The organism is Pseudomonas sp. PB3P13 (genome assembly GCF_054897735.1).
Window position 1 is genome coordinate 4,928,303 of record NZ_CM142702.1, and the last position, 25,880, is coordinate 4,954,182.

20 protein-coding genes, 1 tRNA gene and 1 pseudogene are annotated in these 25,880 nt (G+C 58.1%); 15 read left to right on the forward strand and 7 right to left on the reverse strand.

Translation table 11 applies throughout. The annotated features are described in order from the left end of the window. Nucleotides 1–9: 9 nt before the first annotated feature. From apaG to ACYZT1_RS22830, 7 genes are all read left to right on the forward strand, one after another. Entirely contained in the window at nt 10–390 is a 381-nt protein-coding gene (gene apaG, locus ACYZT1_RS22800; protein ID WP_462016797.1) for a Co2+/Mg2+ efflux protein ApaG, read from the forward strand. Continuing rightward, nucleotides 390–1,271 (forward strand): symmetrical bis(5'-nucleosyl)-tetraphosphatase, encoded by an 882-nt coding sequence (locus ACYZT1_RS22805; protein ID WP_462016798.1) that lies wholly within the window; start codon nt 390–392, stop codon nt 1,269–1,271. Before apaG ends, ACYZT1_RS22805 begins: the two co-directional genes overlap by 1 nt. A 33-nt stretch (nt 1,272–1,304) precedes the next feature. Continuing rightward, nucleotides 1,305–1,634, forward strand: a complete 330-nt coding sequence (gene glpE, locus ACYZT1_RS22810; RefSeq protein WP_462016799.1) for a thiosulfate sulfurtransferase GlpE — start codon at nt 1,305–1,307, stop codon at nt 1,632–1,634. Between the two features lie 293 nt (nt 1,635–1,927). Continuing rightward, nucleotides 1,928–3,850 carry a PrkA family serine protein kinase gene (locus tag ACYZT1_RS22815; RefSeq protein WP_028621509.1) on the forward strand — a complete coding sequence of 641 codons (1,923 nt, stop codon included), beginning with the start codon at nt 1,928–1,930 and terminating at the stop codon, nt 3,848–3,850. A 117-nt stretch (nt 3,851–3,967) separates the two neighbouring features. Then, complete coding sequence (locus ACYZT1_RS22820) at nt 3,968–5,239, forward strand: YeaH/YhbH family protein (protein WP_461983218.1); 1,272 nt, start codon at nt 3,968–3,970, stop codon at nt 5,237–5,239. Next, nucleotides 5,236–6,795: a SpoVR family protein gene (locus ACYZT1_RS22825; RefSeq protein WP_462016800.1), complete on the forward strand. Its 1,560-nt coding sequence runs from the start codon at nt 5,236–5,238 to the stop codon at nt 6,793–6,795. The genes ACYZT1_RS22820 and ACYZT1_RS22825 overlap by 4 nt, the downstream gene beginning before the upstream one ends. A 62-nt stretch (nt 6,796–6,857) precedes the next feature. Further along, a complete protein-coding gene (locus ACYZT1_RS22830; RefSeq protein WP_462016801.1) occupies nt 6,858–8,087 on the forward strand; it encodes a multifunctional CCA addition/repair protein in 1,230 nt (409 codons plus the stop codon). A gap of 26 nt (nt 8,088–8,113) precedes the next feature. On the opposite strand, the gene folK is transcribed toward ACYZT1_RS22830, so the two are convergent. Both folK and folB read right to left on the reverse strand, forming a co-directional pair. After that, nucleotides 8,114–8,632: a 2-amino-4-hydroxy-6-hydroxymethyldihydropteridine diphosphokinase gene (gene folK / locus ACYZT1_RS22835; RefSeq protein ID WP_462016802.1), complete on the reverse strand. Its 519-nt coding sequence runs from the start codon at nt 8,630–8,632 to the stop codon at nt 8,114–8,116. Then, entirely contained in the window at nt 8,623–8,979 is a 357-nt protein-coding gene (gene folB / locus ACYZT1_RS22840; RefSeq protein WP_462016803.1) for a dihydroneopterin aldolase, read from the reverse strand. Before folB ends, folK begins: the two co-directional genes overlap by 10 nt. A gap of 74 nt (nt 8,980–9,053) precedes the next feature. Here folB and plsY point away from each other — a divergent pair, with 74 nt between their 5' ends. After that, nucleotides 9,054–9,623 (forward strand): glycerol-3-phosphate 1-O-acyltransferase PlsY, encoded by a 570-nt coding sequence (gene plsY / locus ACYZT1_RS22845; RefSeq protein ID WP_462016804.1) that lies wholly within the window; start codon nt 9,054–9,056, stop codon nt 9,621–9,623. Nucleotides 9,624–9,645: 22 nt separating this feature from the next. On the opposite strand, the gene tsaD is transcribed toward plsY, so the two are convergent. Further along, entirely contained in the window at nt 9,646–10,671 is a 1,026-nt protein-coding gene (gene tsaD, locus ACYZT1_RS22850) for a tRNA (adenosine(37)-N6)-threonylcarbamoyltransferase complex transferase subunit TsaD (RefSeq protein WP_462016805.1), read from the reverse strand. 199 nt (nt 10,672–10,870) lie between these two features. On the opposite strand from tsaD, the gene rpsU reads away from it, so the two are divergent. The 5 genes from rpsU (at nt 10,871) to ACYZT1_RS22875 (ending at nt 19,417) form a co-directional block, all read left to right on the forward strand. After that, nucleotides 10,871–11,086, forward strand: coding sequence for a 30S ribosomal protein S21 (gene rpsU / locus ACYZT1_RS22855; protein ID WP_002551877.1), 216 nt, complete (start codon nt 10,871–10,873; stop codon nt 11,084–11,086). A gap of 478 nt (nt 11,087–11,564) precedes the next feature. Continuing rightward, complete coding sequence (gene dnaG, locus ACYZT1_RS22860) at nt 11,565–13,541, forward strand: DNA primase (protein WP_462016806.1); 1,977 nt, start codon at nt 11,565–11,567, stop codon at nt 13,539–13,541. Nucleotides 13,542–13,608: 67 nt separating this feature from the next. Continuing rightward, a complete protein-coding gene (gene rpoD / locus ACYZT1_RS22865; protein WP_462016807.1) occupies nt 13,609–15,456 on the forward strand; it encodes an RNA polymerase sigma factor RpoD in 1,848 nt (615 codons plus the stop codon). A 122-nt stretch (nt 15,457–15,578) separates the two neighbouring features. Then, nucleotides 15,579–19,325 carry a bifunctional diguanylate cyclase/phosphodiesterase gene (locus tag ACYZT1_RS22870; protein ID WP_462016808.1) on the forward strand — a complete coding sequence of 1,249 codons (3,747 nt, stop codon included), beginning with the start codon at nt 15,579–15,581 and terminating at the stop codon, nt 19,323–19,325. Between the two features lie 15 nt (nt 19,326–19,340). After that, a tRNA-Ile gene (locus ACYZT1_RS22875) sits at nt 19,341–19,417 on the forward strand. 62 nt (nt 19,418–19,479) lie between these two features. Here the strand turns inward: ACYZT1_RS22875 and ACYZT1_RS22880 are convergent. The 4 genes and pseudogenes from ACYZT1_RS22880 to ACYZT1_RS22895 form a co-directional block, all read right to left on the reverse strand. Then, nucleotides 19,480–19,785: a helix-turn-helix domain-containing protein gene (locus ACYZT1_RS22880; RefSeq protein WP_462016809.1), complete on the reverse strand. Its 306-nt coding sequence runs from the start codon at nt 19,783–19,785 to the stop codon at nt 19,480–19,482. 3 nt (nt 19,786–19,788) lie between these two features. Then, nucleotides 19,789–20,130 (reverse strand): annotated as a pseudogene (locus ACYZT1_RS22885) (type II toxin-antitoxin system RelE/ParE family toxin); the annotation flags it as partial. Nucleotides 20,131–20,228: 98 nt separating this feature from the next. Continuing rightward, nucleotides 20,229–20,888 (reverse strand): peptidase M41, encoded by a 660-nt coding sequence (locus tag ACYZT1_RS22890; RefSeq protein WP_462016810.1) that lies wholly within the window; start codon nt 20,886–20,888, stop codon nt 20,229–20,231. A 119-nt stretch (nt 20,889–21,007) separates the two neighbouring features. Further along, nucleotides 21,008–23,362 carry a glucose/quinate/shikimate family membrane-bound PQQ-dependent dehydrogenase gene (locus ACYZT1_RS22895; protein ID WP_462016811.1) on the reverse strand — a complete coding sequence of 785 codons (2,355 nt, stop codon included), beginning with the start codon at nt 23,360–23,362 and terminating at the stop codon, nt 21,008–21,010. A gap of 172 nt (nt 23,363–23,534) precedes the next feature. On the opposite strand from ACYZT1_RS22895, the gene ACYZT1_RS22900 reads away from it, so the two are divergent. Both ACYZT1_RS22900 and ACYZT1_RS22905 read left to right on the forward strand, forming a co-directional pair. Further along, nucleotides 23,535–23,996, forward strand: a complete 462-nt coding sequence (locus ACYZT1_RS22900; protein WP_462016812.1) for an Lrp/AsnC family transcriptional regulator — start codon at nt 23,535–23,537, stop codon at nt 23,994–23,996. Between the two features lie 191 nt (nt 23,997–24,187). Next, the gene (locus ACYZT1_RS22905) at nt 24,188–25,870 is read left to right on the forward strand and encodes a flavin monoamine oxidase family protein (RefSeq protein ID WP_462016813.1); all 1,683 of its coding nucleotides are present in this window, start codon (nt 24,188–24,190) and stop codon (nt 25,868–25,870) included. Nucleotides 25,871–25,880: the final 10 nt, after the last annotated feature.

Consider the following 25,880-nt stretch of genomic DNA (forward strand, 5'->3'; position numbering starts at 1 on the left):
GCCTTTTGCATGTCCGATCTTCGTTACCAGGTCGACGTCAGCGTCGTCACCCGCTATCTGGCAGAACAATCGCAACCCGATCAAGACCGCTTTGCGTTCGCTTATACCATCACCGTGGTCAATAACGGCCTCGTGCCAGCCAAGCTGCTGTCGCGGCACTGGGTGATCACAGACGGTGACGGGCATGTCGAGGAGGTTCGCGGTGCGGGCGTGGTCGGTCAGCAGCCGTTGATCGCCCCAGGCAAAAGCCACACCTACAGCAGTGGCACAGTCATGACGACCAAGGTCGGCACTATGCAGGGCAACTACGAAATGCTGGCTGACGACGGCAAACATTTCGATGCCATCATTGCACCCTTCCGACTGGCGGTCCCCGGGGCCCTTCACTGATGGCAACCTATGCCGTCGGCGACCTGCAGGGGTGTCTCGAACCCCTGAAATGCCTGCTGGAGCAAGTCGCCTTCGACCCGGAGCGGGACAAACTGTGGCTGGTCGGCGACTTGGTCAATCGTGGCCCCCAGTCGCTGGAAACCCTGCGCTTCCTCTATAGCATCCGCGAATCGCTGGTGTGTGTGCTCGGCAACCACGACCTGCACTTGCTGGCCGCCGGCCACAATATCGCGCGCCTGAAAAAAGCCGACACCCTGTGCGAAATTCTCGAAGCCCCGGACCGCGCGCAGCTGCTGGAATGGGTACGCCAGCAAAAACTGATGCATTACGACGAGGCGCGCAATATTGCCCTGGTCCATGCCGGCATACCGCCGCAATGGTCGCTGCGCAAAGCCTTGAAATGCGCAGCTGAAGTTGAGGATGCCTTGCGTGACGATAACCGTTTCGCGCCCTACCTGGATGGCATGTATGGCAACGAACCGTTGAAATGGGACAGTGACCTCAAAGGTGTGACACGCCTGCGGGTTATCACCAACTATTTCACCCGCATGCGTTTCTGCACGGCCGAGGGCAAGCTTGACCTCAAGAGCAAGGAAGGTCTCGACTCGGCTCCGCACGGCTATAAGCCGTGGTTCCAGCACAAGGAACGCAAGACCAGGGACACGAAAATCATCTTCGGCCACTGGGCTGCGCTGGAAGGCCAGTGTAATGAACCGGGCATCTTTGCCCTCGACACCGGGTGTGTCTGGGGCGGTTCGTTAACCCTGATGAACGTCGACACCGGTGTACGCCTGCCTTGTAAATGCGACGAACACGGCAACGCCCGATCGCCCATCTCCCCCACCCTCTCCGAACACACGCCAACCAGCGCCCGGCGCTAGACTGCGCTGACAGCCGAGCCAAAGGAGCCCGCCATGAGCGAATTCAAACGTATCCCCCCAGAGCAGGCACACGCCCTGCGCGAAAACGGTGCAGTGGTCGTTGACGTCCGCGATCCCGCCACGTTCGCCGCGCTGCACATCAGTGGTTCAAAGCATGTGGATAACCATTCCATTTCGGATTTCATCCGTGCCGCCGACCTCGACGCGCCGACCGTGGTCGTCTGCTATCACGGCAATTCCAGCCAGGGCGCCGCAGCGTACCTGATCAGCCAAGGCTTCTCCGACGTCTACAGCATGGACGGTGGATTTGAGCTGTGGCGCTCGATTTATCCGGCGGAAACCGCCCAAGGCACCTCGGAATAATTTTTTTCCAGCGCTCAGGCCCCGGCCCCTGCGGGTCAGGGCGTGGCAGACAAACGGTCTGCCACAACTAATTACGTATCTCGCCTGTACCTCCTGAATTCCCAACTATCCTTAAGCGCAGGCCATCCAAAACAGGGGAGAGCCGGTACACCGGCGCGCGGGTCATCGGGAGTAGCTTTCGGCGTTGTGCGTCGAAAGAGTTCTGGGGGGTAAACAGCGACTGCCTGTTCGGTCGCTGCCAGCATCGACTGAGTGATCCGGCGTCGGCTCCACGTATCGAGCGAGGTGACGTCATGAGTATCTTTAGCCACTTCCAACAACGCTTCGAGTCCACACGCCAGGAAGAACTCTCGTTGCAAGAGTATCTTGAACTGTGCAAACAGGACCGCAGCGCCTACGTTTCCGCCGCCGAGCGTCTGCTGCTGGCCATCGGAGAACCGGAGCTGCTGGATACCTCGACCAATTCGAGGCTGTCGCGAATTTTTTCCAACAAGGTGATCCGTCGCTATCCGGCCTTTGAAGACTTCCACGGGATGGAAGAATGCATCGACCAGATCGTCTCGTATTTCCGCCACGCTGCGCAGGGACTCGAAGAGAAGAAACAAATCCTCTATCTGCTCGGTCCCGTCGGCGGTGGTAAATCGTCGTTGGCTGAGAAGCTCAAGCAGCTCATCGAAAAAGTGCCCTTCTACGCCATCAAGGGGTCGCCGGTTTTCGAATCGCCCTTGGGGCTGTTCAACGCCACTGAAGATGGCGCAATCCTCGAGGAAGACTTCGGTATTCCAAGGCGTTACCTCAATACCATCATGTCGCCATGGGCTACCAAGCGCCTGGCCGAATTCGGCGGTGACATCAGTCAGTTCCGCGTAGTGAAGCTGTATCCGTCGATCCTCAACCAGATCGCCGTGGCAAAAACCGAGCCGGGAGATGAAAACAACCAGGACATCTCGGCACTGGTGGGCAAGGTAGACATTCGCAAACTTGAGGAATATCCGCAAAACGACGCCGACGCCTACAGCTACTCCGGCGCTCTCTGCCGGGCTAACCAGGGCCTGATGGAATTTGTCGAAATGTTCAAGGCGCCGATCAAGGTGCTGCACCCGCTACTGACCGCCACTCAGGAAGGCAACTACAACAGTACCGAAGGCCTGGGCGCGATTCCGTTCACCGGGATCCTGCTTGCCCACTCCAACGAATCGGAATGGCACACCTTCAGGAACAACAAGAACAACGAAGCGTTCATCGACCGGATCTATATCGTTAAAGTCCCGTATTGCCTGCGCGTCAGCGACGAAGTGAAGATCTATGACAAACTCTTGTTCAACAGCTCGCTGGCCAAAGCTCATTGCGCGCCTGACACACTGAAAATGCTGGCGCAGTTCACTGTGCTGTCACGCCTCAAGGAGCCGGAGAACTCGAATATCTATTCCAAGATGCGGGTGTATGACGGCGAAAACCTCAAAGACACGGATCCGAAAGCCAAATCGATTCAGGAGTATCGCGATAACGCCGGCGTCGACGAAGGCATGAACGGCCTCTCCACCCGGTTTGCGTTCAAGATCCTGTCGAAAGTGTTCAACTTCGATCCGCACGAAATTGCCGCCAACCCGGTGCACCTGCTGTACGTGCTGGAGCAGCAAATCGAGCAGGAACAGTTCCAGGCCGAGACTCGCGAACGCTATCTGCGTTTCCTCAAGGAATATCTCGCGCCGCGGTACATCGAGTTCATTGGCAAGGAAATTCAGACCGCCTATCTCGAGTCTTACAGCGAATACGGGCAAAACATCTTCGATCGCTACGTGCTGTACGCCGACTTCTGGATTCAGGACCAGGAATACCGCGACCCCGAAACCGGCGAAATCCTTAATCGCGTGGCGTTGAACGAAGAACTGGAGAAAATCGAGAAACCGGCCGGCATCAGCAATCCGAAAGATTTCCGCAACGAGATCGTCAACTTCGTACTGCGCGCCCGGGCCAACAACAATGGCAAAAATCCAACCTGGCTGAGCTACGAAAAACTGCGGGTGGTCATTGAGAAGAAAATGTTCTCCAACACTGAAGATCTCCTGCCCGTCATCAGCTTCAACGCCAAGGCCAGCAAAGAGGATCAACAGAAGCACAACGACTTCGTTACACGGATGGTGGAACGCGGTTACACCGACAAACAGGTTCGGCTTCTTTCCGAATGGTACCTACGGGTCCGGAAATCGCAGTGAGGCAGCTGCAAGCTACAAGCCACAAGCTGCAAGGGAAAAGCGCGTAAGCCCGCAATCCGGGTGACTGCTTTAACTTGCAGCTTGCAGCTCACAACTTGAAGCTGCCCGGAGGGGCCTATGAGCTATGTGATCGACCGACGTCTCAACGGCAAGAACAAGAGCACGGTGAACCGTCAGCGGTTTCTGCGACGCTATCGTGACCACATCAAGAAGGCTGTCGAAGAAGCCGTCAGCCGACGCTCCATTACTGACATGGAGCATGGCGAACAAATCAGCATCCCCGGCCGCGACATTGACGAGCCGGTGCTTCACCACGGTCGCGGCGGCAAGCAAACCGTCGTGCACCCCGGCAACAAGGAATTCACCAGCGGCGAGCACATTGCCCGTCCGCCGGGCGGCGGCGGCGGCAGAGGTCCGGGCAAGGCCGGCAACTCGGGTGAAGGGATGGACGAGTTCGTCTTTCAGATCACCCAGGAAGAGTTTCTCGAGTTCATGTTCGAGGACCTGGAATTGCCCAATCTGGTCAAACGTAACCTGACAGGCACCGACACGTTCAAAACGGTACGCGCGGGCATCAGTAACGAAGGCAACCCGTCGCGAATCAACATTATCCGCACCCTGCGTTCGGCGCATGCACGGCGTATTGCCCTGTCCGGGAGCAGTCGCGCGAAATTGCGTGAAGCCAAGGAAGAACTGCTGCGGCTCAAGCGTGACGAGCCGGATAATTTCGGTGATATTCAGGAAATCGAAGCAGAAATCGAAAAACTCAGTGCGCGTATTCACCGCGTACCGTTTCTCGATACCTTCGACCTCAAGTACAACCTGCTGATCAAACAGCCCAATCCCAGCTCGAAAGCCGTCATGTTCTGCCTGATGGACGTGTCAGGCTCCATGACACAGGCGACCAAAGACATCGCCAAACGCTTTTTCATCCTGTTGTACCTGTTTCTCAAGCGTAACTACGACAAGATCGATGTGGTGTTCATTCGCCACCACACCAGTGCCCGCGAAGTCGATGAGGAAGAGTTTTTCTATTCCCGTGAAACCGGTGGCACCATCGTTTCCAGCGCCCTGAAGCTCATGCAGGAGATCATGGCTGAGCGCTACCCGAGCAACGAGTGGAACATCTACGCCGCGCAAGCCTCCGACGGCGATAACTGGAACGATGACTCACCGATCTGCCGAGACATTCTGATCAATCAGATCATGCCGTTTGTGCAGTACTACACTTACGTCGAGATCACCCCGCGCGAACATCAGGCACTCTGGTTCGAGTACGAACGCATCGCCGATGCTTTTTCTGACACTTTTGCCCAGCAACAACTGGTCTCGGCCGGGGATATCTATCCGGTCTTCCGTGAACTCTTCCAGCGCAGGTTAGTGACATGACCGCCAAAGAGCAGAAGCGCCAACCCATTTCCACCGGCTCCGAGTGGACGTTCGAGCTGATCCAGGCCTACGACCGGGAAATCAGCCGTATCGCCGCTCGCTATGCGCTCGATACCTATCCCAACCAGATCGAGGTGATCACTGCCGAGCAAATGATGGACGCCTACGCCTCCGTCGGCATGCCGCTGGGCTATCACCATTGGTCCTACGGCAAACACTTCCTCAGTACCGAGAAATCCTACAGCCGGGGTCAGATGGGCCTGGCGTACGAGATCGTGATCAACTCGGACCCATGCATCGCGTATCTGATGGAAGAAAACACCATCTGCATGCAGGCACTGGTGGTGGCTCACGCCTGCTACGGTCACAACAGCTTCTTCAAGGGCAACTACCTGTTCCGCACCTGGACCGATGCCAGCTCGATCATCGATTACCTGGTGTTCGCCAAGCAGTACATCATGCAGTGCGAAGAACGCCACGGCATCGACGCGGTCGAGGACCTGCTCGACTCGTGCCACGCGCTGATGAACTACGGCGTTGACCGTTATAAACGTCCTTACCCGATTTCGGCGGAAGAAGAGCGACGTCGGCAGAAAGACCGCGAGGAGCACCTGCAGAAACAGATCAATGATCTGTGGCGCACCATTCCCAAAGGCGCCGACAAATACAGCGACAAGGACAACGCCCGCTTCCCCGCCGAGCCTCAGGAAAACATTCTGTACTTCATCGAAAAACACGCGCCATTGCTGGAGCCCTGGCAGCGTGAAATCGTGCGGATCGTGCGCAAAATCGCCCAGTATTTCTACCCTCAACGCCAGACCCAGGTGATGAACGAAGGCTGGGCGACGTTCTGGCATTACACGCTCATGAATGACCTGTATGACGAAGGCCTTGTCACTGACGGTTTCATGATGGAATTTCTCACCTCCCACACCAGCGTGGTCTACCAGCCTGGTTTTGACAGTCCGTACTACAGCGGCATTAATCCGTACACCCTGGGCTTTGCCATGTACCGCGACATTCGGCGCATGTGTGAAAACCCAACCGAGGAGGATCGCCGATGGTTTCCGGAACTGGCCGGCAGCGACTGGCTATCGAGCATCAAGTTCGCCATGAGCAGCTTCAAGGATGAGAGTTTTATCCTGCAATATTTGTCGCCGCAGGTGATTCGCGACCTGAAATTGTTCAGCATTCTTGATGATGATCAGAAGGATGACCTGCTCGTACCCGCCATCCACGATGAGGAGGGCTATCGCACCATTCGTGAAACCCTTGCTGCTCAGTACAATCTGGGTAACCGCGAACCCAATGTGCAGATTTACAGCATCGACCGACGAGGCGATCGCTCGTTGACCCTGCGTCACCAGCAACATGACCGCAAACCGCTGGGCGACTCCACCGACGAGGTGCTCAAGCACCTGCACCGCCTATGGGGCTTCGATATTCATCTGGAAACCTTGCAAGGCGATCAGGTAATGAAAACCCAGCATGTCCCGCCGCGTAGCGAACATGAGGGCGATTACGGCCGGCTGGATCTGGCCGTCATCCATCTTTGATTCTGTTTCGGCCTCCGGAAGTTCGACGCAACGGTTATTCTGTCGAGCTAACGGAGGTTTTTATGCATATTTATAAAGTCGGTGGCGCGGTTCGCGATCGCCTGTTGGGCAAAGCTGTCACCGACATCGATTGGGTCGTGGTAGGCGCAACTGCCGAAGAAATGCTCGCGAAGGGTTTTCGGCCGGTGGGCACCGACTTTCCCGTGTTCCTCCATCCCAAAAGCGGGGAAGAATATGCTCTGGCCCGCACCGAACGCAAAAGCGGGCGCGGTTACGGTGGCTTTACCTTCCACGCCAGCCCTGAAGTGACGCTGGAAGAAGACCTGATTCGTCGCGATTTGACCATCAATGCCATGGCTGAAGACGATCAGCAGAATTTAACCGACCCCTACCATGGCCAGCGTGACTTGGAAGCGCGTCTGTTGCGTCATGTATCGCCCGCGTTCGCCGAAGATCCGCTCCGAGTGCTGCGCGTTGCCCGCTTTGCAGCGCGTTACGCCGCGCTGGGGTTCACTGTCGCACCTGAAACCATGGGCTTGATGCGTCAACTCAGCGAATCGGGCGAACTGCAAGCGCTGACCGCAGAACGCAGCTGGAAGGAAATATCCCGCGCTCTGCTGGAAGACCAGCCACAGGTGTTTATCGAGGTGTTGCACGATTGCGGCGCGCTGAAAATATTGATGCCGGAAGTCGAGGCGTTATTTGGCGTCCCGCAACCTGAAGCTCATCACCCGGAGATAGACACCGGCGTGCACACCCTAAGCGTGCTCGAGCAATCGGCGCGGCATAAGCAACCGTTAACCGTGCGCTGGGCGTGTCTGCTGCATGATTTGGGGAAAGGACTGACACCGCACGAGGAATGGCCGCGGCACATTGCTCACGAGCACCGCGGGCTGAAAGCGATCAAAGCGGTCAACGAACGCTTCAAGGCGCCCAAGGACTGCCAGGAGTTGGCGTTGTTGGTCGGCCAATATCACACGCACGGCCATCGTGCGCTGGAGCTCAAGGCTTCTACGTTGCTGGAGTTGCTGCAAAGTTTTGATGTGTACCGCCGACCGCAGCGGTTTGAGGAGTTTATTGCGGCGTGCGAAATGGACGCACGCGGACGCAAAGGGTTGGAACAGCGCAGTTATCCACAGGCAGATTATCTACGCGGTGCAGCGACTGCAGCACGCAGCGTAGCGGTGCAACCGCTGCTGGAGAAGGGTTTCAAGGGGCCGGAGCTGGGTGAGGCGATCAAGCGTGAGCGGCTCAGGGTGCTGAAGGTTTACAAAGAGGCGACGTCTGATTGAAAAGCCCGACGAAGGCGTCATCCGCCTCACAGCAAATTCGAGGGTGTCAGCTGCTCGCCACGCCATTGGAACGCCACCGGCGCCAGCACCTGATCGATCTGCGCTTCGCGCCACAAGGTCTCGAAGTTTTTGCCTACACCGGGGTGTACCCGATCCGGTGCGATAAGCGACAACGGCCACAACACAAAAGCATTTTTCAGAATTTCGGCGCGCGGCAGCACCAAGCCATCAAAATTGCCGACCAGGTCGCCGAATAGCAAGACATCGATATCGAGCGGCAAACCCTTGCGCTCAGGCGCATAGCGACCGTTATCCGCCTCGATATACTTCAATCGGCGATCCAGCTCCAGCAGTGGAAGATCAGTGTAAGCCGACACCACAAAATTGAAGAAAGGGCCGCTCTTGATGCCCACTGGCTGGCTCTCGAACACCGCCGAGCAGCGGATATCCACAAGGAAACCTGCCAGCGCCTCAAGGCCTGCCTGCAAATGAGTTTCGCGCTCGACATTGCTACCGAGCCCTAGGTACACATGGGTCAGCGACATCCGCGCTCGATCTCCACGCCGACACCACCGGTAGCCGCCGGCACCGCTCCGGGCTTGGTCAGTTTCAAGCGCACCCAGGTGATCCCGAATTCGCTCATGAGCACTTCCACCAGACGCTCGGCAAATGTCTCAACCAGCTGAAATTGTGCCTGCTCGGCAAACGCCTGAATGCGTGAGGAAACGCTTGCATAATCAAGTGCCAGGGACAGGTCATCACCGGCAGCGGCCGGGCGATTATCCCAGGCGAAGCTCAGATCAAGACGCAAGCACTGTCGGATGCCTCGCTCCCAGTCGTAGGCGCCAATGACGGTATCGACTTCCAGGCCCTCGATAAACACTCTGTCCAAGCACTTTTCTCCGCTGCACGACAAGGGCGCAATGCGCCGTTAGAATCAGGGCGTCCTTGCCCGGAATAGTTAGCATGTTTTGGTTACTGGCGACTCTCGCCTACCTGCTCGGCTCGCTGTCCTTTGCCATTTTGCTCAGCCGCCTGACCGGAAATCCCGATCCGCGAATGGGTGGCTCGGGGAACGCCGGCGCCACCAACATGTTGCGTCTGGCCGGCAGAAAACTGGCCGTTCTGACCTTGCTCGGCGATCTCTGCAAAGGCCTGCTGCCGGTATTGATCGCAGGACTTGCCGGACTTTCTTTGCAAGAACAGGCCTGGATCGGCGTTTTTGCCGTCATCGGTCACCTGTTCCCGTTGTATTTTCGCTTTCGCGGCGGCAAGGGCGTCGCCACTGCTGCCGGGATGTTGCTGGGCCTGTATCCGCCGGCTGCATTGTTGGCCGTCTGCGCCTGGCTACTGACGTTTTACCTGACCCGCACCAGCTCGCTCGCTGCCCTGATCGCCACACCGCTGACCCTGCCGCTGCTGGCATGGCAGGAGCCGGCGGCGTTAGTTCCCATGAGCGCGCTCACGGGGCTGATCGTCTGGCGCCATCGCGGCAATTTACGCGACCTGTTTGCCGGGCGCGAACGGCATTTTTAATCCGCACGCGAACGCCGCTCATTTACAGCGCCGACAATTGCTCCATCGGCCAGCGCGCCTGCACGCTGATCGCCAGGCTTTCGTGCTGCCCGGCCTGTAAACGCTGGCAACCGGCAAACGCGATCATCGCACCGTTGTCGGTACAGAATTCCGGACGGGCGTAAAACACATCGCCGCGCAAGTCGCCGAGCATTTTCTCCAGTGAAGTGCGCAGTGCCTTGTTGGCGCTGACGCCCCCGGCGATCACCAGACGCTTCATGCCCGCCTGCTTCAGGGCTCGCTTGCACTTGATGGTCAAAGTCTCCACCACGGCCTGCTGGAACGCCAGCGAGATGTCGCAACGGGTTTGCTCACTGTCGTCCCCGGCGCTCACGCATTGCTGCCAGGTGTTCAGAGCAAAGGTTTTCAAGCCGCTGAAGCTGAAAGCCAGGCCAGGGCGATCACACATCGGACGCGGAAAGACGAAACGTCCTTCAACCCCCTGAGCCGCCAGACGGGCAATCTCCGGCCCGCCGGGATAATTGAGCCCCATCATCTTCGCTGTCTTGTCGAATGCTTCGCCGGCCGCATCGTCCAGGGTCTCGCCCAAGAGCGCGTATTGGCCAATCCCATCGACTTGAACCAACTGCGTATGCCCACCAGAAACCAACAAAGCGACGAACGGAAATTCGGGCGGCTGCGACTCCAGCATTGGCGCCAGTAGATGGCCTTCCATATGGTGCACCCCGAGCGCCGGAATGCCCCAGGCGAAGGCCAGTGCCTGCGCGCAAGACGCGCCCACCAGCAACGCGCCTACCAGGCCCGGACCGGCGGTGTAGGCAATGGCATCAATTTCGGCAGAAACGCAGCCAGCCTCGGCCAACACCTGGCGAATCAGGGGCAACATGCGTTTGACGTGATCGCGCGAGGCCAGCTCCGGGACGACACCGCCATAAGCGCGATGCAGGTCGATCTGGCTGAACAGTGCGTCGGCCAGCAGGCCGCGTTCACTGTCGTACAATGCGACACCGGTTTCGTCGCAGGAAGTTTCTAAGCCCAGTACTAGCATGGGTTTGCGCCCTGTTTAGGCTGAATTCGAAGGCGCGCATAATAGTCGCCACGGGATGCGCCGACTAGCGGTTTTCGATCAGAGGCTTTGCATTCCGGTCAATGAGGGGTTAACATCCGCAACCCTTAAAAACCGACGTCTTCAAGTGCTCTTTTGCCGCGAGGATGTTGACCCCGGTAATGAATGAAGGTAGCTCTGGATGCCAGCCGTCAAAGTAAAAGAGAACGAACCCTTCGACGTAGCTCTGCGTCGTTTCAAGCGCTCCTGCGAAAAAGCCGGTGTACTGGCTGAAGTTCGTAGCCGCGAATTTTATGAGAAGCCAACTTCTGAGCGTAAGCGCAAAGCAGCAGCCGCTGTCAAGCGTCACGCCAAGAAAGTTCAGCGCGAACAGCGCCGCGCCGTTCGTCTGTACTAATCCACAGCCGATCGTAGCAAGCTTCTGCCAAGCCCGGCCCTCAGCCGGGCTAATGGCATTTGCGGACAACGCTTGATGCTTCACCGTCAACGCCGCACATGCGACCGCGACAAACTGTTTCACACGTCAGACCTGGCTCTTTTGCCAGCGGTGCACGTCTTTTCTGACGAGCCTTCCAAGGCTACTGACGAGCACACCCACTGATTCCTCTTGCGACGATCAGCCCAAGGCACCTGCTTGCGTGCCCGCTTATGAGCTATCCGAGGCCAGCGACTGGCCGCAGCGGATTCGGCGACACACTTTCAAATAGTCGAAGACTGATAGGTATTAACGTCAGTGGATTTTCGGCAGATACACTTCCCGACAGCGATAACGCAGACGACACTGGTCGAGCCGCATTTTTTGCGCGCCTATAAAACCGACCCGCGCTCGGCCGCCGTTCGTTACGGGTCCTATCAGCGCAGATGACGAGAACGCCATGGCCGGGCTAATTCCCCAGAGCTTCATTGACGACCTTCTGAACCGCACCGACATCGTCGATGTGGTCAGCTCGCGCCTGCAAATGAAAAAGGCCGGCAAGAACTACACCGCCTGCTGCCCGTTTCATAAAGAGAAAACCCCCTCCTTCAGCGTCAGCCCCGACAAGCAGTTCTATTATTGCTTTGGCTGCGGCGCTGGCGGTAACGCCCTGGGCTTCATGATGGACCACGACAACCTGGACTTCATCCAGGCGGTCGAAGAACTGGCTAAAGCCGCCGGCATGGAAATTCCGCGCGAAGAAAGCGGCCGTCCACATAAACCGCGCCAGCCGACTGATTCCCCGCTTTACCCATTGCTCACTGCCGCTGCCGAATTTTACCGGCAAGCGCTGAAATCCCATCCGTCGCGAAAAGCTGCCGTGGATTACCTGAAAGGCCGCGGGCTGACCGGCGAGATCGCCCGCGACTTTGGCCTCGGCTTCGCTCCGCCCGGGTGGGACAACCTGTTCAAGCATTTGAGCAGCGACACTTTGCAGCAAAAAGCCATGGTCGATGCCGGCTTGCTGATCGAGAACGCCGAAACCGGCAAACGCTACGACCGCTTTCGCGATCGCGTGATGTTCCCGATCCGCGACAGCCGGGGGCGCATCATCGCGTTTGGCGGCCGGGTACTGGGCGACGATAAACCCAAATACCTGAACTCGCCGGAAACCCCGGTATTTCATAAAGGCCAGGAACTCTACGGCCTTTATGAAGCGCGCAAAAACAACCGAAACCTCGACGAGATCATCGTCGTCGAAGGCTATATGGACGTGATCGCACTGGCCCAGCAAGGCTTGCGTAACGCCGTTGCCACCTTGGGCACAGCGACCAGCGAAGAGCATTTGAAGCGACTGTTTCGCGTCGTGCCCAACGTGCTGTTCTGCTTCGATGGCGATCAGGCCGGCCGGAACGCTGCATGGCGGGCGCTGGAAGCGACATTGCCCTGCCTGCAGGACGGACGACGGGCCCGGTTCCTGTTTCTGCCCGAGGGCGAAGACCCGGATACCCTGGTCCGCTCCGAAGGCACCGATGCCTTCCGCGCCCGAATCAACCAGCACGCACAACCGCTGGCAGATTATTTCTTCCAGCAACTGACCGAAGAATCGGACCCGCGCTCGCTGGAAGGCAAGGCCCACATGGCCACCCTTGCAGCGCCGTTGATCGACAAGGTCCCGGGGGCGAACCTGCGTATTCTGATGCGCCAGCGCCTGACGGAAATTACCGGGCTCAGTGGTGACGCCGTCAGCCAACTGGTGCAAAGCGCCCCGCAGGACGCACCACCCGCCTACGACCCGGGCATCGATTACGACGCCATGCCGGATTACAGCGACTACCATCAGCCGCAGGCTCAAGACATGTATGCGCCGCAGCAGGAGTGGACGCCGAAGAAACCCGGCGCCGGCGGTAAAAAATGGGACAAGAAACCCTGGGATAAAAACGGCAAACGCGGTGATCGTGATCAGCCCCGCGCGCCTCGTACGCCGATTGCCGTGGAAGCCCCGACACTGATTGCCCTGCGCACCCTGATTCATCATCCCGATCTGGCCGGGCGGGTAGAAACCGCCAACCACTTCGCCAACGAGAGCAACACTTATGCTCAGTTGCTGGTCGCCCTGATCGAGGCCGTGCAAAAAAATCCTAAGCTAAACTCAATTCAGCTGATGGCCCGTTGGCACGGGACGGAACAGGGGCGTTTGCTCCGAGCATTGGCGGAAAAGGAATGGCTGATTGATGGCGACAACCTTGAACAACAGTTTTTAGACACCATTACTAGGTTATCCGCGGCTCAACACACGGACAGTCTGGAAGCACTAATCAGAAAAGCCAGGCAGCCTGGATTGACTGCAGAGGAAGCAAATCAGATCGCAAATCAGATGCGCGACCTATTAAAACGCAATATGGCTGTATCAAACCCGACCTCAACTGGCGCGTGAGGTCATAGCTCAGGTATAATCCTCGGCTTGTTTTTTGCCCGCCAAGACCTTCAGTGGATAGGGTGTTATGTCCGGAAAAGCGCAACAGCAGTCTCGCATCAAAGAGTTGATCACACTTGGTCGTGAGCAGGGTTACCTGACTTACGCGGAGGTCAACGACCACCTGCCGGAGGATATTTCAGATCCGGAACAGGTGGAAGACATCATCCGCATGATCAACGACATGGGGATCAACGTATTCGAGGTTGCGCCAGATAAGGATTCCCTTATGCTGGCCGACGCCGATACCGACGAAGCCGCGGCCGAAGAGGCAGCAGCAGCGTTGGCAGCGGTCGAGACCGACATTGGTCGCACCACCGACCCGGTGCGCATGTACATGCGCGAAATGGGTACGGTAGAGCTCCTCACACGTGAAGGCGAAATTGAAATCGCCAAGCGCATTGAAGAGGGCATCCGCGAAGTGATGGGCGCAATTGCGCACTTCCCTGGCACGGTTGACCATATTCTCTCCGAATACACTCGCGTCACCACCGAAGGTGGCCGCCTGTCCGACGTCCTGAGCGGTTATATCGACCCGGACGACGGCATTGCGCCGCCTGCTGCAGAAGTGCCACCGCCTGTCGACCCGAAAGCCGTGAAAGCGGAAGACGACACCGACGACGAGGAAGCCGACGCTACCGATGACGAAGAAGAAGCCGAAAGCGGTCCCGATCCGGTTATCGCAGCACAGCGTTTTGGCGCTGTCTCCGACCAGATGGAAATCACCCGCAAGGCGCTGAAAAAGCACGGCCGCGGCAACAAGCTGGCAATCGCCGAGCTGTTGGCCCTGGCTGAGCTGTTCATGCCGATCAAACTGGTGCCGAAGCAATTCGAAGGCCTGGTCGAGCGTGTCCGCAGTGCTCTGGATCGTCTGCGTCAGCAAGAGCGCGCAATCATGCAACTTTGCGTTCGTGATGCCCGCATGCCGCGTGCCGACTTCCTGCGCCAGTTCCCGGGCAACGAAGTCGACGCAACGTGGACCGATGCGCTGGCCAAAGGCAAAAGCAAATACGCTGAAGCCATTGGTCGTCTGCAGCCGGACATCATTCGTTGCCAGCAGAAGCTGACTGCGCTTGAGACTGAAACCGGTTTGACGATCGCCGAGATCAAGGACATCAACCGTCGCATGTCGATCGGTGAGGCCAAGGCCCGCCGCGCGAAGAAAGAGATGGTTGAAGCGAACTTGCGTCTGGTGATCTCCATCGCCAAGAAGTACACCAACCGTGGCCTGCAATTCCTCGATCTGATTCAGGAAGGCAACATCGGTCTGATGAAGGCGGTAGACAAGTTCGAATACCGCCGCGGCTACAAATTCTCGACTTATGCCACCTGGTGGATCCGTCAGGCGATCACTCGCTCGATCGCCGACCAGGCCCGCACCATCCGTATTCCGGTGCACATGATCGAGACGATCAACAAGCTGAACCGTATTTCCCGGCAGATGTTGCAGGAAATGGGTCGCGAACCGACCCCGGAAGAGCTGGGCGAACGCATGGAAATGCCTGAGGACAAAATCCGCAAGGTATTGAAGATCGCTAAAGAGCCGATCTCCATGGAAACCCCGATCGGTGATGACGAAGACTCCCATCTGGGTGACTTCATCGAAGACTCGACCATGCAGTCGCCAATCGATGTCGCCACTGTTGAGAGCCTTAAGGAAGCGACTCGCGAAGTGCTGTCCGGCCTCACTGCCCGTGAAGCCAAGGTACTGCGCATGCGTTTCGGTATCGACATGAATACCGACCACACCCTCGAGGAGGTTGGTAAGCAGTTCGACGTGACCCGTGAACGGATTCGTCAGATCGAAGCCAAGGCGCTGCGCAAGCTGCGCCACCCGACGAGAAGCGAGCATCTGCGCTCCTTCCTCGACGAGTGATCACAGAACCCCCGGCCCAGCCGGGGGTTTTGTTTTTGCAGATTAAATACCCCCCGCTCCGCCCCCCACCTGATTGCCCGTCTACACTCGAACCATTCCCCCCGTGCCGTAACGAGACCGTTATGCCCAGAGTGCCGACCGTGCTTTTCTTGCTGTCGCTGATGACCTGGACCGCAACGGCCGACGCACTGACCCTGACGGACGAAGAACGTCGCTGGCTGGCCGCTCATCCGGATTTGCGAATGGGGATTGACGCATCCTGGCCCCCCTTCGAGTTTCGCGATGAACAGGGTCGTTACCAGGGCCTCGCGGCGGATTACATCAATCAGATTCGTCAACGCCTGGCCGTGAGGCTCACACCGATCGAGCCGGTTAGCTGGACTGTCGTGCTGCAACAAGTCAAAGAAGGCAAAATCGACCTGTTGCCTGGCATCATGTCGACCCCCGAACGCCAGCGTTTCTTGTCGTTCACCCGGCCCTATCTGGATTTCCCGATCGTCATCCTCGCCCACGTCGGCGGCCCACAGCCGCGCAAACTGGAAGAGCTGTACGGGCTGAAAATTGCTGTGGTGAACAATTACGCGCCCCACGAATTATTGCGCTCGCATCACCCCGACCTGAATCTGGTGGCCATGCCCAACGTCGGCTCGGCTTTGCAAGCGTTGGCCACGGACGAAGTGGACGCGGTGGTGGGCGATCTCGCCTCCAGCGTCTGGAGTCTGCGCCAGCTCAAGCTCGATGGCTTGTACGTCAGCGGCGAAACACCTTATCGCTATCAATTGGCAATGGGCGTGCCTCAGGAGAGCAAGATACTGGTCGGCATTCTGGACAAAGTGCTGGCAGACATGACACCCGCTGAAATCAGCGCCATCCAGGAACACTGGGTCGGTAACGTGCTTGATCACCGCACGTTCTGGTCGGATTTGCTGGTCTACGGAGTGCCGGGGCTGCTGATAGTGATCACGGTGCTGGCTGTGGTCATTCGCATCAACCGCCGGTTGAGTTCGGAAATCGCTCGGCGCGTGGATCTGGAACAGGAACTTCGCAGCAGCGAATATCACTATCGCGGATTGGTGGAGAGTCTTTCTGCGATTGCCTGGGAAGCGCGCATCACCGACTTCACCTACAGCTATGTGTCGCCCCACGCGGAGGAACTGCTCGGTTACCCCCTGTCTCACTGGCTGATTCCCGGCTTCTGGCGCAACATTATCCACCCTGCAGACCTGACCCGCGCCCAGAGTTTCTGTGATCAGGAGGTCCTGGCCGGTCGCGACCATTCTCTCGATTACCGGGTCATCACGGCGGACGGCCGTTGCTTGTGGGTGCGCGACATCGTCAGCCTGATCGAGCACGGGCATGAACCGGTGATGCGCGGGCTGATGATCGACATCAGCGAAGCCAAACGCACAGAGGAGGCATTGCGCCTGTCCGAGCAGAAATTTGCCTCGGTCTTCCAGCAATGCCCGGACATTCTGGTGATTGCGCGGCTCTGCGACGGATGTCTGCTGGAGGTAAACAAAGCGTTCGAAGATCAGATCGGTCTCAGGGCCGAGGATGTCATCGGCCAGAACGCCATTGATCTCAACATCTGGGGCGTACCCGGTGTCGGCCCGGGCCTGCTTCAGCGCTTGCAGGCCGGCAGCATTCGCAACCTGGAGATGCCCTTTCGCCGCAACAATGGCCAGGTGTTCACCGGCCTGATTTCAGCCGAACCGTTCGACCTCGACACCACGCCTGCGCTGGTCGTGGTGGTGCGAGACATCAGTCAGCTCAAGGAAACCCAGCAGCAACTGCAGACGTCCGAAGAAAAATTCGCCAAGGCTTTCCACGCCTCGCCCGACGGTTTGTTGCTGTCGCGGCAGAGCGATGGTTTGCTGCTGGAGGTGAATGAAGGATTCAGCCGCCTCACCGGACTCAATAGCGCCATGTCGGTGGAACGCTCAGCGCTGGAGCTGGGGATCTGGGTGAATCTCAACGAACGCAAGCAGATGCTCGACCTGTTGCACCGGGACGGCTTCGTCCGCGACTTCAGCTGCCACATTCGCCGCAGCGACGGGCAGATTCGCCTCTGCGAGGTCTCCAGCCGGCCGCTGCCGATTGGGGACGAGGACTGCATGCTGACTATCGCCCGGGACATCACCGAGCGACACCTGATGCAGGAAAAACTGCAACAAGCCGCGACCGTATTTGAAAGCACCGCTGAGGGCGTTCTGATCACCGACACTCAGCAGCACATCAGTGCTGTGAACCGCGCCTTTACCGAGATCACCGGCTACAGCGAAAGCGAAGCGCTTGGGCATACGCCCCGCCTGCTCGCGTCAGGTTTGCATGACAGCGCTTTCTACGCAGCCATGTGGCATCAATTGACCGCCGAAGGCCATTGGCAAGGCGAGATTTCCAATCGGCGCAAGAATGGCGAACTCTATCCAAGCTGGCTGACCATCAGCGCGGTGCGTAATCGCGACAAATTCATTACCCACTTTGTCGCAGTGTTTGCGGATATTTCCAGCCTCAAGCATGCACAGGCAAAACTCGATTACCAGGCGCATCACGACCCGCTGACGGGGTTGCCAAACCGCACCCTGTTCGAGAGCCGACTGCTGAGCGCACTGAACCATCAGCAGGAAAACGGCGGTCAGGGCGCAGTGCTTTTCCTCGACCTGGATCGGTTTAAACACATCAATGACAGCCTGGGTCATCCGGTCGGTGACCTGCTGCTGAAAGACATCGCCGTACGCCTCAAAGACCAGTTACGGGACATCGACACGGTTGCCAGACTGGGCGGCGATGAATTCATCATTCTCCTGCCCGGCCTGCAACAACCCAGCGATGCAGACCACATCGCGACCAAGTTACTCAATTGCTTCTGCGCGCCCTTCCAGGCCGGGGAGCATGAGTTCTTCATCAGCGCAAGCATTGGCAGCAGCCTTTACCCCAAGGATGGCTGCGATGTCGCCACGCTGGTCAAAAACGCCGACGCGGCGATGTATCGCTCAAAAGCCAAGGGCCGCAACCGTGTCGAGCGTTATACCCGCGATCTCACGGCCCAGGCCAGCGAGAGAGTTGCGCTGGAACATGAACTGCGACGGGCCCTCGAGCGCAATGAATTGCTGTTGCACTATCAACCGAAGATAAGCCTGGCAGATCATCGGCTGGTCGGTGCAGAGGCCTTGCTCCGTTGGCGGCATCCTGCTTTGGGCGACGTACCGCCGGAGCACTTCATCCAGTTGGCCGAAGAAAACGGCATGATTCTGCAGATTGGCGACTGGGTTCTTGAGACAGCATGCCGGCAGATGTTCGAATGGAATTTGCGCTATGAAAGTCTCGGGCCGCTGTCGGTCAATCTCGCGGGGGCGCAATTGCGCCAGCCAAACCTGCTGGGACGAATCGAACAACTGCTCAATGACAACGGTCTTCAGCCTGATTTGTTGCAACTCGAAATTACTGAAAACTTCATCATGAGCCAGGCTGAGGAAGCGCTGGCGGTGTTGCACCAACTCAAGCATCTGGGCGTGCAACTGGCAATCGACGACTTCGGCACAGGTTATTCCTCCCTGAGCTATCTCAAGCGCTTGCCGCTGGATATTCTCAAGATAGATCAGTCATTTGTTCGTGGCTTACCGGACGACCCCCACGATGCAGCGATCGTCCGCGCGATCATTGCCTTGGGCCGAAGCATGCAATTTACGGTGATCGCCGAGGGTGTCGAGACCCAGGCGCAGCAGCAATTCCTCGCCGCACAGGGCTGTGAACAGATTCAAGGTTACATCGTCAGCGCGCCATTACCCGCCAACGAATTCGCTGCGACGTTTCTTCGTACAAGGGTAATGGATTTTTCGGATAGCACAGCCGAGAAACCGTCGCTATAATCCGCGGCCTACTGAGGGCCTATAGCTCAGTTGGTTAGAGCAGAGGACTCATAATCCTTTGGTCCACGGTTCGAGTCCGTGTGGGCCCACCAAACAAGAAAGCCGCGCTTGATGCGCGGCTTTCTCGTGTCTGAAGACGGCTTCAGCCGAGCGTTCAGTTGGCGAAATTCTCGATCCTGACCTGCCCTTCGGGAAAGGTGGCAATGATCTCCAGTTCACCGCCCATGGCGCGAATGTAGTTCCGCAACGTACTGATATACATGTCCGTGCGCCGCTCCATTCTGGAGATGGCTGCCTGATTGACATGCAACGTCTTCGCCAGCGTTTCCTGGCTCAACTCCTGTGCCTTACGCAGCTCATGCAGGGGCATTTCTGTTACATACTCCCTCAATAACTGCCCTGCCTCGGCGCGAGACTCTGGAGTCATACGAGCTTGAAGCTCTGCAAATTTTTTAGCCATCTTACGGCCCTCTTTAAGCAATAAAGCCAAATGCTCGTCATACAACTTTTCCGCGATCGGGACATGCTCACCATACCAGCGGCTCCGGCCGGTCTTGTCACCCCCAATCAAGAGTAAAGCGCACCGACGCGGATCGAATGCGTAGAGGACCCTGAATGGCCGCCCTGCATGCTGAACTCGTAACTCACGAAGATTGCCTAGCCGAGAGCCCTTGATGTCACTGGTGTGCGGATACCCCAGTCCTGGACCGAACATTCCCAGCAGATCGACACTGGCCGATACGGATGCCTGTTCGCTCGCACATAACCGGGCCCACCAATGACCAAATTCATCCGTGTATTCAATCTCCTAACCCATGCAATATGCCACCCAAGGAATATGATCTCAAGGGAATACTCTAGATCACCAGAACCGAGCGCACTCCTTGGTCATTGAATGAAGTGTTAACGTCGGTTTCTGACTGAGGTGTCTGACCTATCTATATCTCCCACCACCTCCAACCGCTCAAGCACTTCCCGCGTCAATTCCCCTTCATACGTATCCGCCGCCCTGCCCCATTGCTCCACCAGTGCCATTTCTTCCACCAGCCTGCTTCCCAACTCGATAATCGTCTCGGCCAATGCCTCGACGATATTTTGCGTCCGAAGCCACAGGCCATCATTGATTGCTTTGAGTTCGGCCGCCAGCAGCCGGGACGACGCGGGATTCGTGTCCGGATGTTCGATATTGCGCAGCAGGTGCAGTAGCTCTCTGATTTTTGCGTAGTCCTTTTCGGCTCCGAACTCCCCTCGCAGGATGGCCAGAGCTTGCGCTTTATCGACGCGCTTGCCCCCTGCGTTTCCGGTGTTAAGCGTTTGCCCCATAACGCCGGCAAACAGGACCATCAGTCGCGCTTGCAGATGTGCTTTCATGCCTTCCATCGACGCGATGGGTCGAGCGAGGGTGATGGCAGCGCCGCCTCGATGCCTCAGGTCGATGGTGACCGTCAGGCTGACCCCACCGGTTTCAAAACCCAAAGCTCGAGCCACCACGTAGTGCGCCATTTCATGGTTGGCTATCTGTACTGCACGATCCCTCACAGCAGATGGCATCTTGTTGGTCATATCCATCGCCTCGCATAACAGCTCTTGTCCACATCGACTATGAGCGATTATTGGCTGTCCATGCTCATCACAAATGAAAAAGCCGCGTAACTCGCGGCTTTTTCGTACATCGGATCGAGTTATTCAGGTAGCGCGTAGGCAATCACGTAGTCGCCACGATCCGGCGACTGGCGTGCGCCACCCACCGTCAGCAAGATGTACTGCTTACCGGTTTTGGGCGAAACGTAGGTCATCGGGCCGGACTGACTGCCGACGGGCAACCGCGACTTCCAGATTTCATTGCCGTTACCGGTATCGAAAGCACGCAGGTAGAAATCCTGAGTACCGGCGAAGAACAGCAGACCCGACTGCGTCGCCAGCGAGGCGCCCAGGGTTGGCATGCCGATCGGAATTGGCAAGTGCATGCGGATGCCCAGCGGGCCGGTGTCCTGAACGGTGCCGACGGGGACCTGCCACATCAGCTTGCGGGTTTTGAGGTCGATGGCGGACATGGTGCCGAAAGGCGGCTTCTGGCACGGAATGCCCGCCGCCGAAAGGAACCGTTCGCGCATGGCGCCGAACGGTGTGCCTTCCTGCGGGACCACACCCATTTCGATCCCACTCGCGCCCGCCGCGATCTTGTCGCGCGGAATCATGTAGTTGGCCAGCCCCAGACGCATGTCGTTGACGAACATATAGTTGGAGTTCGGATCGACCGAGACGCTACCCCAGTTCATACCGCCCAAAGAGCCCGGAAACTGCAGCGCCCGGTCCATGCCAGGAGGCGTATAAACGCCTTCGTGACGCATGCCTTTGAACTGAATGCGGCACATCAATTGATCGAACGGCGTCGCGCCCCACATATCGGATTCGGTGAGGGTCTGATTGCCGATCGACGGCATATCCACCGAGAACGGTTGAGTCGGCGAGTAGCGTTCTCCGGGCACCTTGCCTTGGGGCACCGGACGCTCTTCGACACGAGCGATGGGCACACCGGTTTCGCGGTTGAGCAGGAAAATCTCGCCCTGCTTGGTGACTTGCGCCAAGGCTGGTTGGGTGCCGCCCTTGTCGTCCGGCACATCGTAGAGCAGCGGTTGCGCCGGCAGATCGAAGTCCCAAAGGTCGTGGTGAGTGGTCTGGAAGTGCCAGCGCACCTGACCGGATTTCACGTCGATGGCGACGATGGACGAGCTCCACTTGTCATCCAGTTCGCTGCGTTGGCCAGCGAAGAAATCCGGAGTAGCGTTGCCGGTGGGCAGGTAAACCAGGCCGAGTTTTGGGTCAAACGACATGGCCGACCAGACGTTCGGCGTGCCACGGGTATAGGTCTCGCCGGCAGGTGGACGTTTAGTGGTGCCCGGATTCCCCGGATCCCACGCCCACACCAATTCACCGCTGCGTACATCGTAGGCACGAACCACGCCCGGTGGTTCACCGGTGGAATAGTTATCGGCCACACGACCACCGACGATGACCACATCCCCTGCGACCAGTGGGGTCGACGTCTGCTGGTAGTAACCAGCCTTCACTTCACCCATATCGGTGGTCAGGTCGACCGTGCCTCGGTTCCCGAACTCTTCGCAAGGCTTGCCGGTTTCAGCATTGAGTGCGATCAGACGGGCATCACCCGTCGGCAGATACAGACGTTTCGTACAAGCGCCAGGCTGACTGTCCGACGTCGCCGGGGCATCGGAATAGCCCAGACCCCGGCAGCGTTGCCAGTTGGGCGCCGTACCTTGCGGGTCAAACTTCCAGCGTTGCGTGCCGGTGTCGGCATCGAGGGCGAAGACTTTGCCGTAAGCGGTGCAGGTGTAAACCGTGTCGCCGATTTGCAGCGGCGTGTTCTGGTCTTCGGCGCCAGCCCCCGTGCTTTGCGGAATGTCGCCGGTGCGGAAGGTCCACGCCACTTGCAGCTTGTCGATATTACCTTTGTTGATCTGGTCCAGCGCGGCGAAACGGTTGCCGGCCGTGGTATTGCCCCAATGAGCCCAGTCCTTCTGTTCTGTGCCCGGCGCTACCGGTGTGACTGCAGGTTCACTGTCGGCCTTGACCAAGTGCGTTGGCACGAACATGTAAGCGAGCGTGGCGACGACGGCCACACCCAGGATTGCGGCCACTCCATAGGCGCCACGCCCGGCGGTCGCGCCCGAAGCGCGCACCAAAGCCGGATAGATCAGCGCCACGACCAGCCCGATTACCGCAAAAGTGAGCACGCGCGATACCAGCGGCCAGTATTCAAAACCTGCATCCCACACCGCCCAGATCGCGGTCAGCACCAGCGCAACGCCATATAGCCAGGCGCCTTGCGGTTTACGACGGGCGATCAGCAGCCCCGACACCAGCATGGCCAGGCCCATGAGCAGGAAATACGCACTGCCTCCGAGCGAGATCAGGTAGCCACCGCCACCGGCCAGCCCTAGTCCAATCAGCACGATCAGGACACCCAGCCCTGAGAGCAACCATTTGCCGCCGCCGGCAGTAGCAGAATTTTTCATGTCGCTGATTTCCCCATTTCTGACAAGCGCAGAATAATGTACCACCTGGTTACTTATGGCAAATTGTCGCAGGTGGAGATGGCATGAATGGTCATAAGACTAGACCAACGACCGCGATCCGGAATGTCCCTGTAACATGCTGCCCCATTGATATGTGCCGCTGGAGATACCTTTGCCTGACATGCGTCCGCCCGTCCTCGACGAAATCGATCGCCAACTGATCGCTGCCCTGCAGATCAATGCCCGTGAAAGTGTGGCCATGCTCGCGCGGCAATTGGGCATCGCCCGTACCACCGTCACGTCGCGACTGGCTCGACTGGAAAAGGCCGGGGTCATTACCGGTTACGGCGTGCGACTGGGGCAGCGAGTAGTGGATGGCGGACTGCAGGCGTATGTCGGCATTACGGTTCAGCCGCGCTCCGGCAAAGAAGTGCTGCGACGGCTCAGCGCCATGGCGCAGGTACAGCAGTTGTGTGCGGTAAGTGGCGAATTTGATTATGTGGCGTGGTTGCGCACCGAGTCGCCGGAGCAGCTGGATCAGTTACTGGATCAGATCGGCAGCGTGGATGGGGTGGAGAAGACCACGACGTCGATCATCTTGAGCAGCAAGATTGATCGGGGGCAGCCCGTTTAAGGGCAAGATTTCAGCGACAGCGTGCTCGGACATTCACCGATATGCTCTGTGGCGTCGTCATTTTGTATTATTAATTAGCAAAACGACGACACATTGCGTCTTATTAACGTGTGCTGTGATCTCTAGAATGGCTGCCATCTTTTCCAATACTCAGACGCGCACTCTGCGTCTGGTCGCCAGCAAGGTCAGCCATGAACAAGAACAATCGCCATCCTGCAGACGGTAAAAAACCTGTCACTGTTTTCGGCCCGGATTTCCCGTTCGCTTTTGACAACTGGATCGAGCACCCCGCCGGCATCGGCAGCATTCCCGCCCACCACCACGGCGCTGAAGTGGCTATCGTCGGCGCCGGCATCGCCGGATTGGTGGCGGCCTATGAGCTGATGAAGATCGGCCTCAAACCCGTTGTCTACGAAGCCTCGAAGATGGGCGGTCGCTTGCGTTCACAGGCGTTCAATGGCGCCGAAGGCATCGTTGCGGAACTCGGCGGCATGCGTTTTCCGGTCTCATCCACCGCGTTTTATCACTACGTCGATAAACTCGGTCTCGAGACCAGGCCTTTCCCGAACCCGCTGACTCCGGCGTCCGGTAGCACCGTCATCGACATTGAAGGCAAAACCCACTACGCACAGAAACTGGCGGATCTTCCTGCCCTGTTTCAGGAAGTGGCCGACGCCTGGGCGGACGCACTCGAGGCAGGCTCGCAGTTCTCCGATATTCAGCAAGCGATCCGTGAGCGCGACGTTCCACGCCTCAAGGAATTGTGGAACACCCTGGTGCCGCTGTGGGATGACCGCACGTTCTACGATTTTGTCGCCACCTCCAAAGCGTTCGCCAAGCTCTCGTTCCATCACCGGGAAGTGTTTGGTCAGGTTGGCTTCGGCACCGGTGGCTGGGACTCTGACTTCCCTAACTCGATGCTTGAAATTTTCCGCGTGGTCATGACCAACTGCGACGATCACCAGCATCTGGTGGTCGGTGGCGTTGAACAAGTGCCGCTGGGGATCTGGCGTCACGTGCCGGAACGTTGCGTGCACTGGCCGCAAGGCACCAGCCTGAGCTCGCTGCATCGCGGCGCGCCGCGTTCCGGGGTGAAAAAAATCGCCCATGCACCGGACGGCCGTTTCACGATCACCGACAATTATGGCGACACCCGAGAATACGCAGCGGTGCTGACCACCTGCCAGAGCTGGCTGCTGACCACTCAGATCGAATGCGACGAAAGTCTGTTTTCGCAAAAGATGTGGATGGCGCTCGACCGCACCCGTTATATGCAGTCATCGAAAACGTTCGTGATGGTCGACCGGCCCTTCTGGAAGGACAAGGATCCGCAAACCGGACGCGATCTGATGAGCATGACCCTCACTGATCGCCTGACCCGCGGCACGTACCTGTTCGACAACGGCGACAACAAGCCTGGAGTGATTTGCCTGTCGTATTCGTGGATGAGCGACGCGCTGAAAATGCTCCCGCACCCTGTGGAAAAGCGCGTGAAACTGGCGCTGGATGCATTGAAAAAAATCTACCCGAAAGTCGACATCGCCGCGCGGATCATTGGCGACCCGATCACCGTATCCTGGGAAGCCGATCCGCATTTCCTCGGCGCGTTCAAAGGCGCGCTGCCCGGTCATTACCGTTACAACCAGCGCATGTACGCGCACTTCATGCAGGACGACATGCCGGCCGAGCAGCGCGGTATTTTCATCGCCGGTGACGACGTTTCGTGGACGCCGGCATGGGTGGAAGGTGCGGTGCAGACCTCCCTGAATGCGGTGTGGGGCATCATGAAACACTTCGGCGGTGAAACTCACGCCGAGAACCCGGGTCCAGGAGATGTGTTCAACGAGATCGGTCCGATCGCCCTGCCCGAGTAAGAGGAATCTG

Excerpts from the sequence above, each read along its gene's own strand:
- rpsU (WP_002551877.1), top strand. The coding sequence starts at position 10,871 with ATGCCAGCCGTCAAAGTAAAAGAGAACGAACCCTTCGACGTAGCTCTG.
- ACYZT1_RS22880 (WP_462016809.1), bottom strand. The coding sequence starts at position 19,785 with ATGGCTAAAAAATTTGCAGAGCTTCAAGCTCGTATGACTCCAGAGTCT.
- glpE (WP_462016799.1), top strand. The coding sequence starts at position 1,305 with ATGAGCGAATTCAAACGTATCCCCCCAGAGCAGGCACACGCCCTGCGC.
- rpoD (WP_462016807.1), top strand. The coding sequence starts at position 13,609 with ATGTCCGGAAAAGCGCAACAGCAGTCTCGCATCAAAGAGTTGATCACA.
- ACYZT1_RS22820 (WP_461983218.1), top strand. The coding sequence starts at position 3,968 with ATGAGCTATGTGATCGACCGACGTCTCAACGGCAAGAACAAGAGCACG.
- ACYZT1_RS22895 (WP_462016811.1), bottom strand. The coding sequence starts at position 23,362 with ATGAAAAATTCTGCTACTGCCGGCGGCGGCAAATGGTTGCTCTCAGGG.
- ACYZT1_RS22905 (WP_462016813.1), top strand. The coding sequence starts at position 24,188 with ATGAACAAGAACAATCGCCATCCTGCAGACGGTAAAAAACCTGTCACT.
- ACYZT1_RS22870 (WP_462016808.1), top strand. The coding sequence starts at position 15,579 with ATGCCCAGAGTGCCGACCGTGCTTTTCTTGCTGTCGCTGATGACCTGG.
- apaG (WP_462016797.1), top strand. The coding sequence starts at position 10 with ATGTCCGATCTTCGTTACCAGGTCGACGTCAGCGTCGTCACCCGCTAT.
- plsY (WP_462016804.1), top strand. The coding sequence starts at position 9,054 with ATGTTTTGGTTACTGGCGACTCTCGCCTACCTGCTCGGCTCGCTGTCC.
- tsaD (WP_462016805.1), bottom strand. The coding sequence starts at position 10,671 with ATGCTAGTACTGGGCTTAGAAACTTCCTGCGACGAAACCGGTGTCGCA.
- dnaG (WP_462016806.1), top strand. The coding sequence starts at position 11,565 with ATGGCCGGGCTAATTCCCCAGAGCTTCATTGACGACCTTCTGAACCGC.
- folK (WP_462016802.1), bottom strand. The coding sequence starts at position 8,632 with ATGTCGCTGACCCATGTGTACCTAGGGCTCGGTAGCAATGTCGAGCGC.
- ACYZT1_RS22830 (WP_462016801.1), top strand. The coding sequence starts at position 6,858 with ATGCATATTTATAAAGTCGGTGGCGCGGTTCGCGATCGCCTGTTGGGC.
- ACYZT1_RS22805 (WP_462016798.1), top strand. The coding sequence starts at position 390 with ATGGCAACCTATGCCGTCGGCGACCTGCAGGGGTGTCTCGAACCCCTG.
- ACYZT1_RS22815 (WP_028621509.1), top strand. The coding sequence starts at position 1,928 with ATGAGTATCTTTAGCCACTTCCAACAACGCTTCGAGTCCACACGCCAG.
- ACYZT1_RS22890 (WP_462016810.1), bottom strand. The coding sequence starts at position 20,888 with ATGACCAACAAGATGCCATCTGCTGTGAGGGATCGTGCAGTACAGATA.
- ACYZT1_RS22825 (WP_462016800.1), top strand. The coding sequence starts at position 5,236 with ATGACCGCCAAAGAGCAGAAGCGCCAACCCATTTCCACCGGCTCCGAG.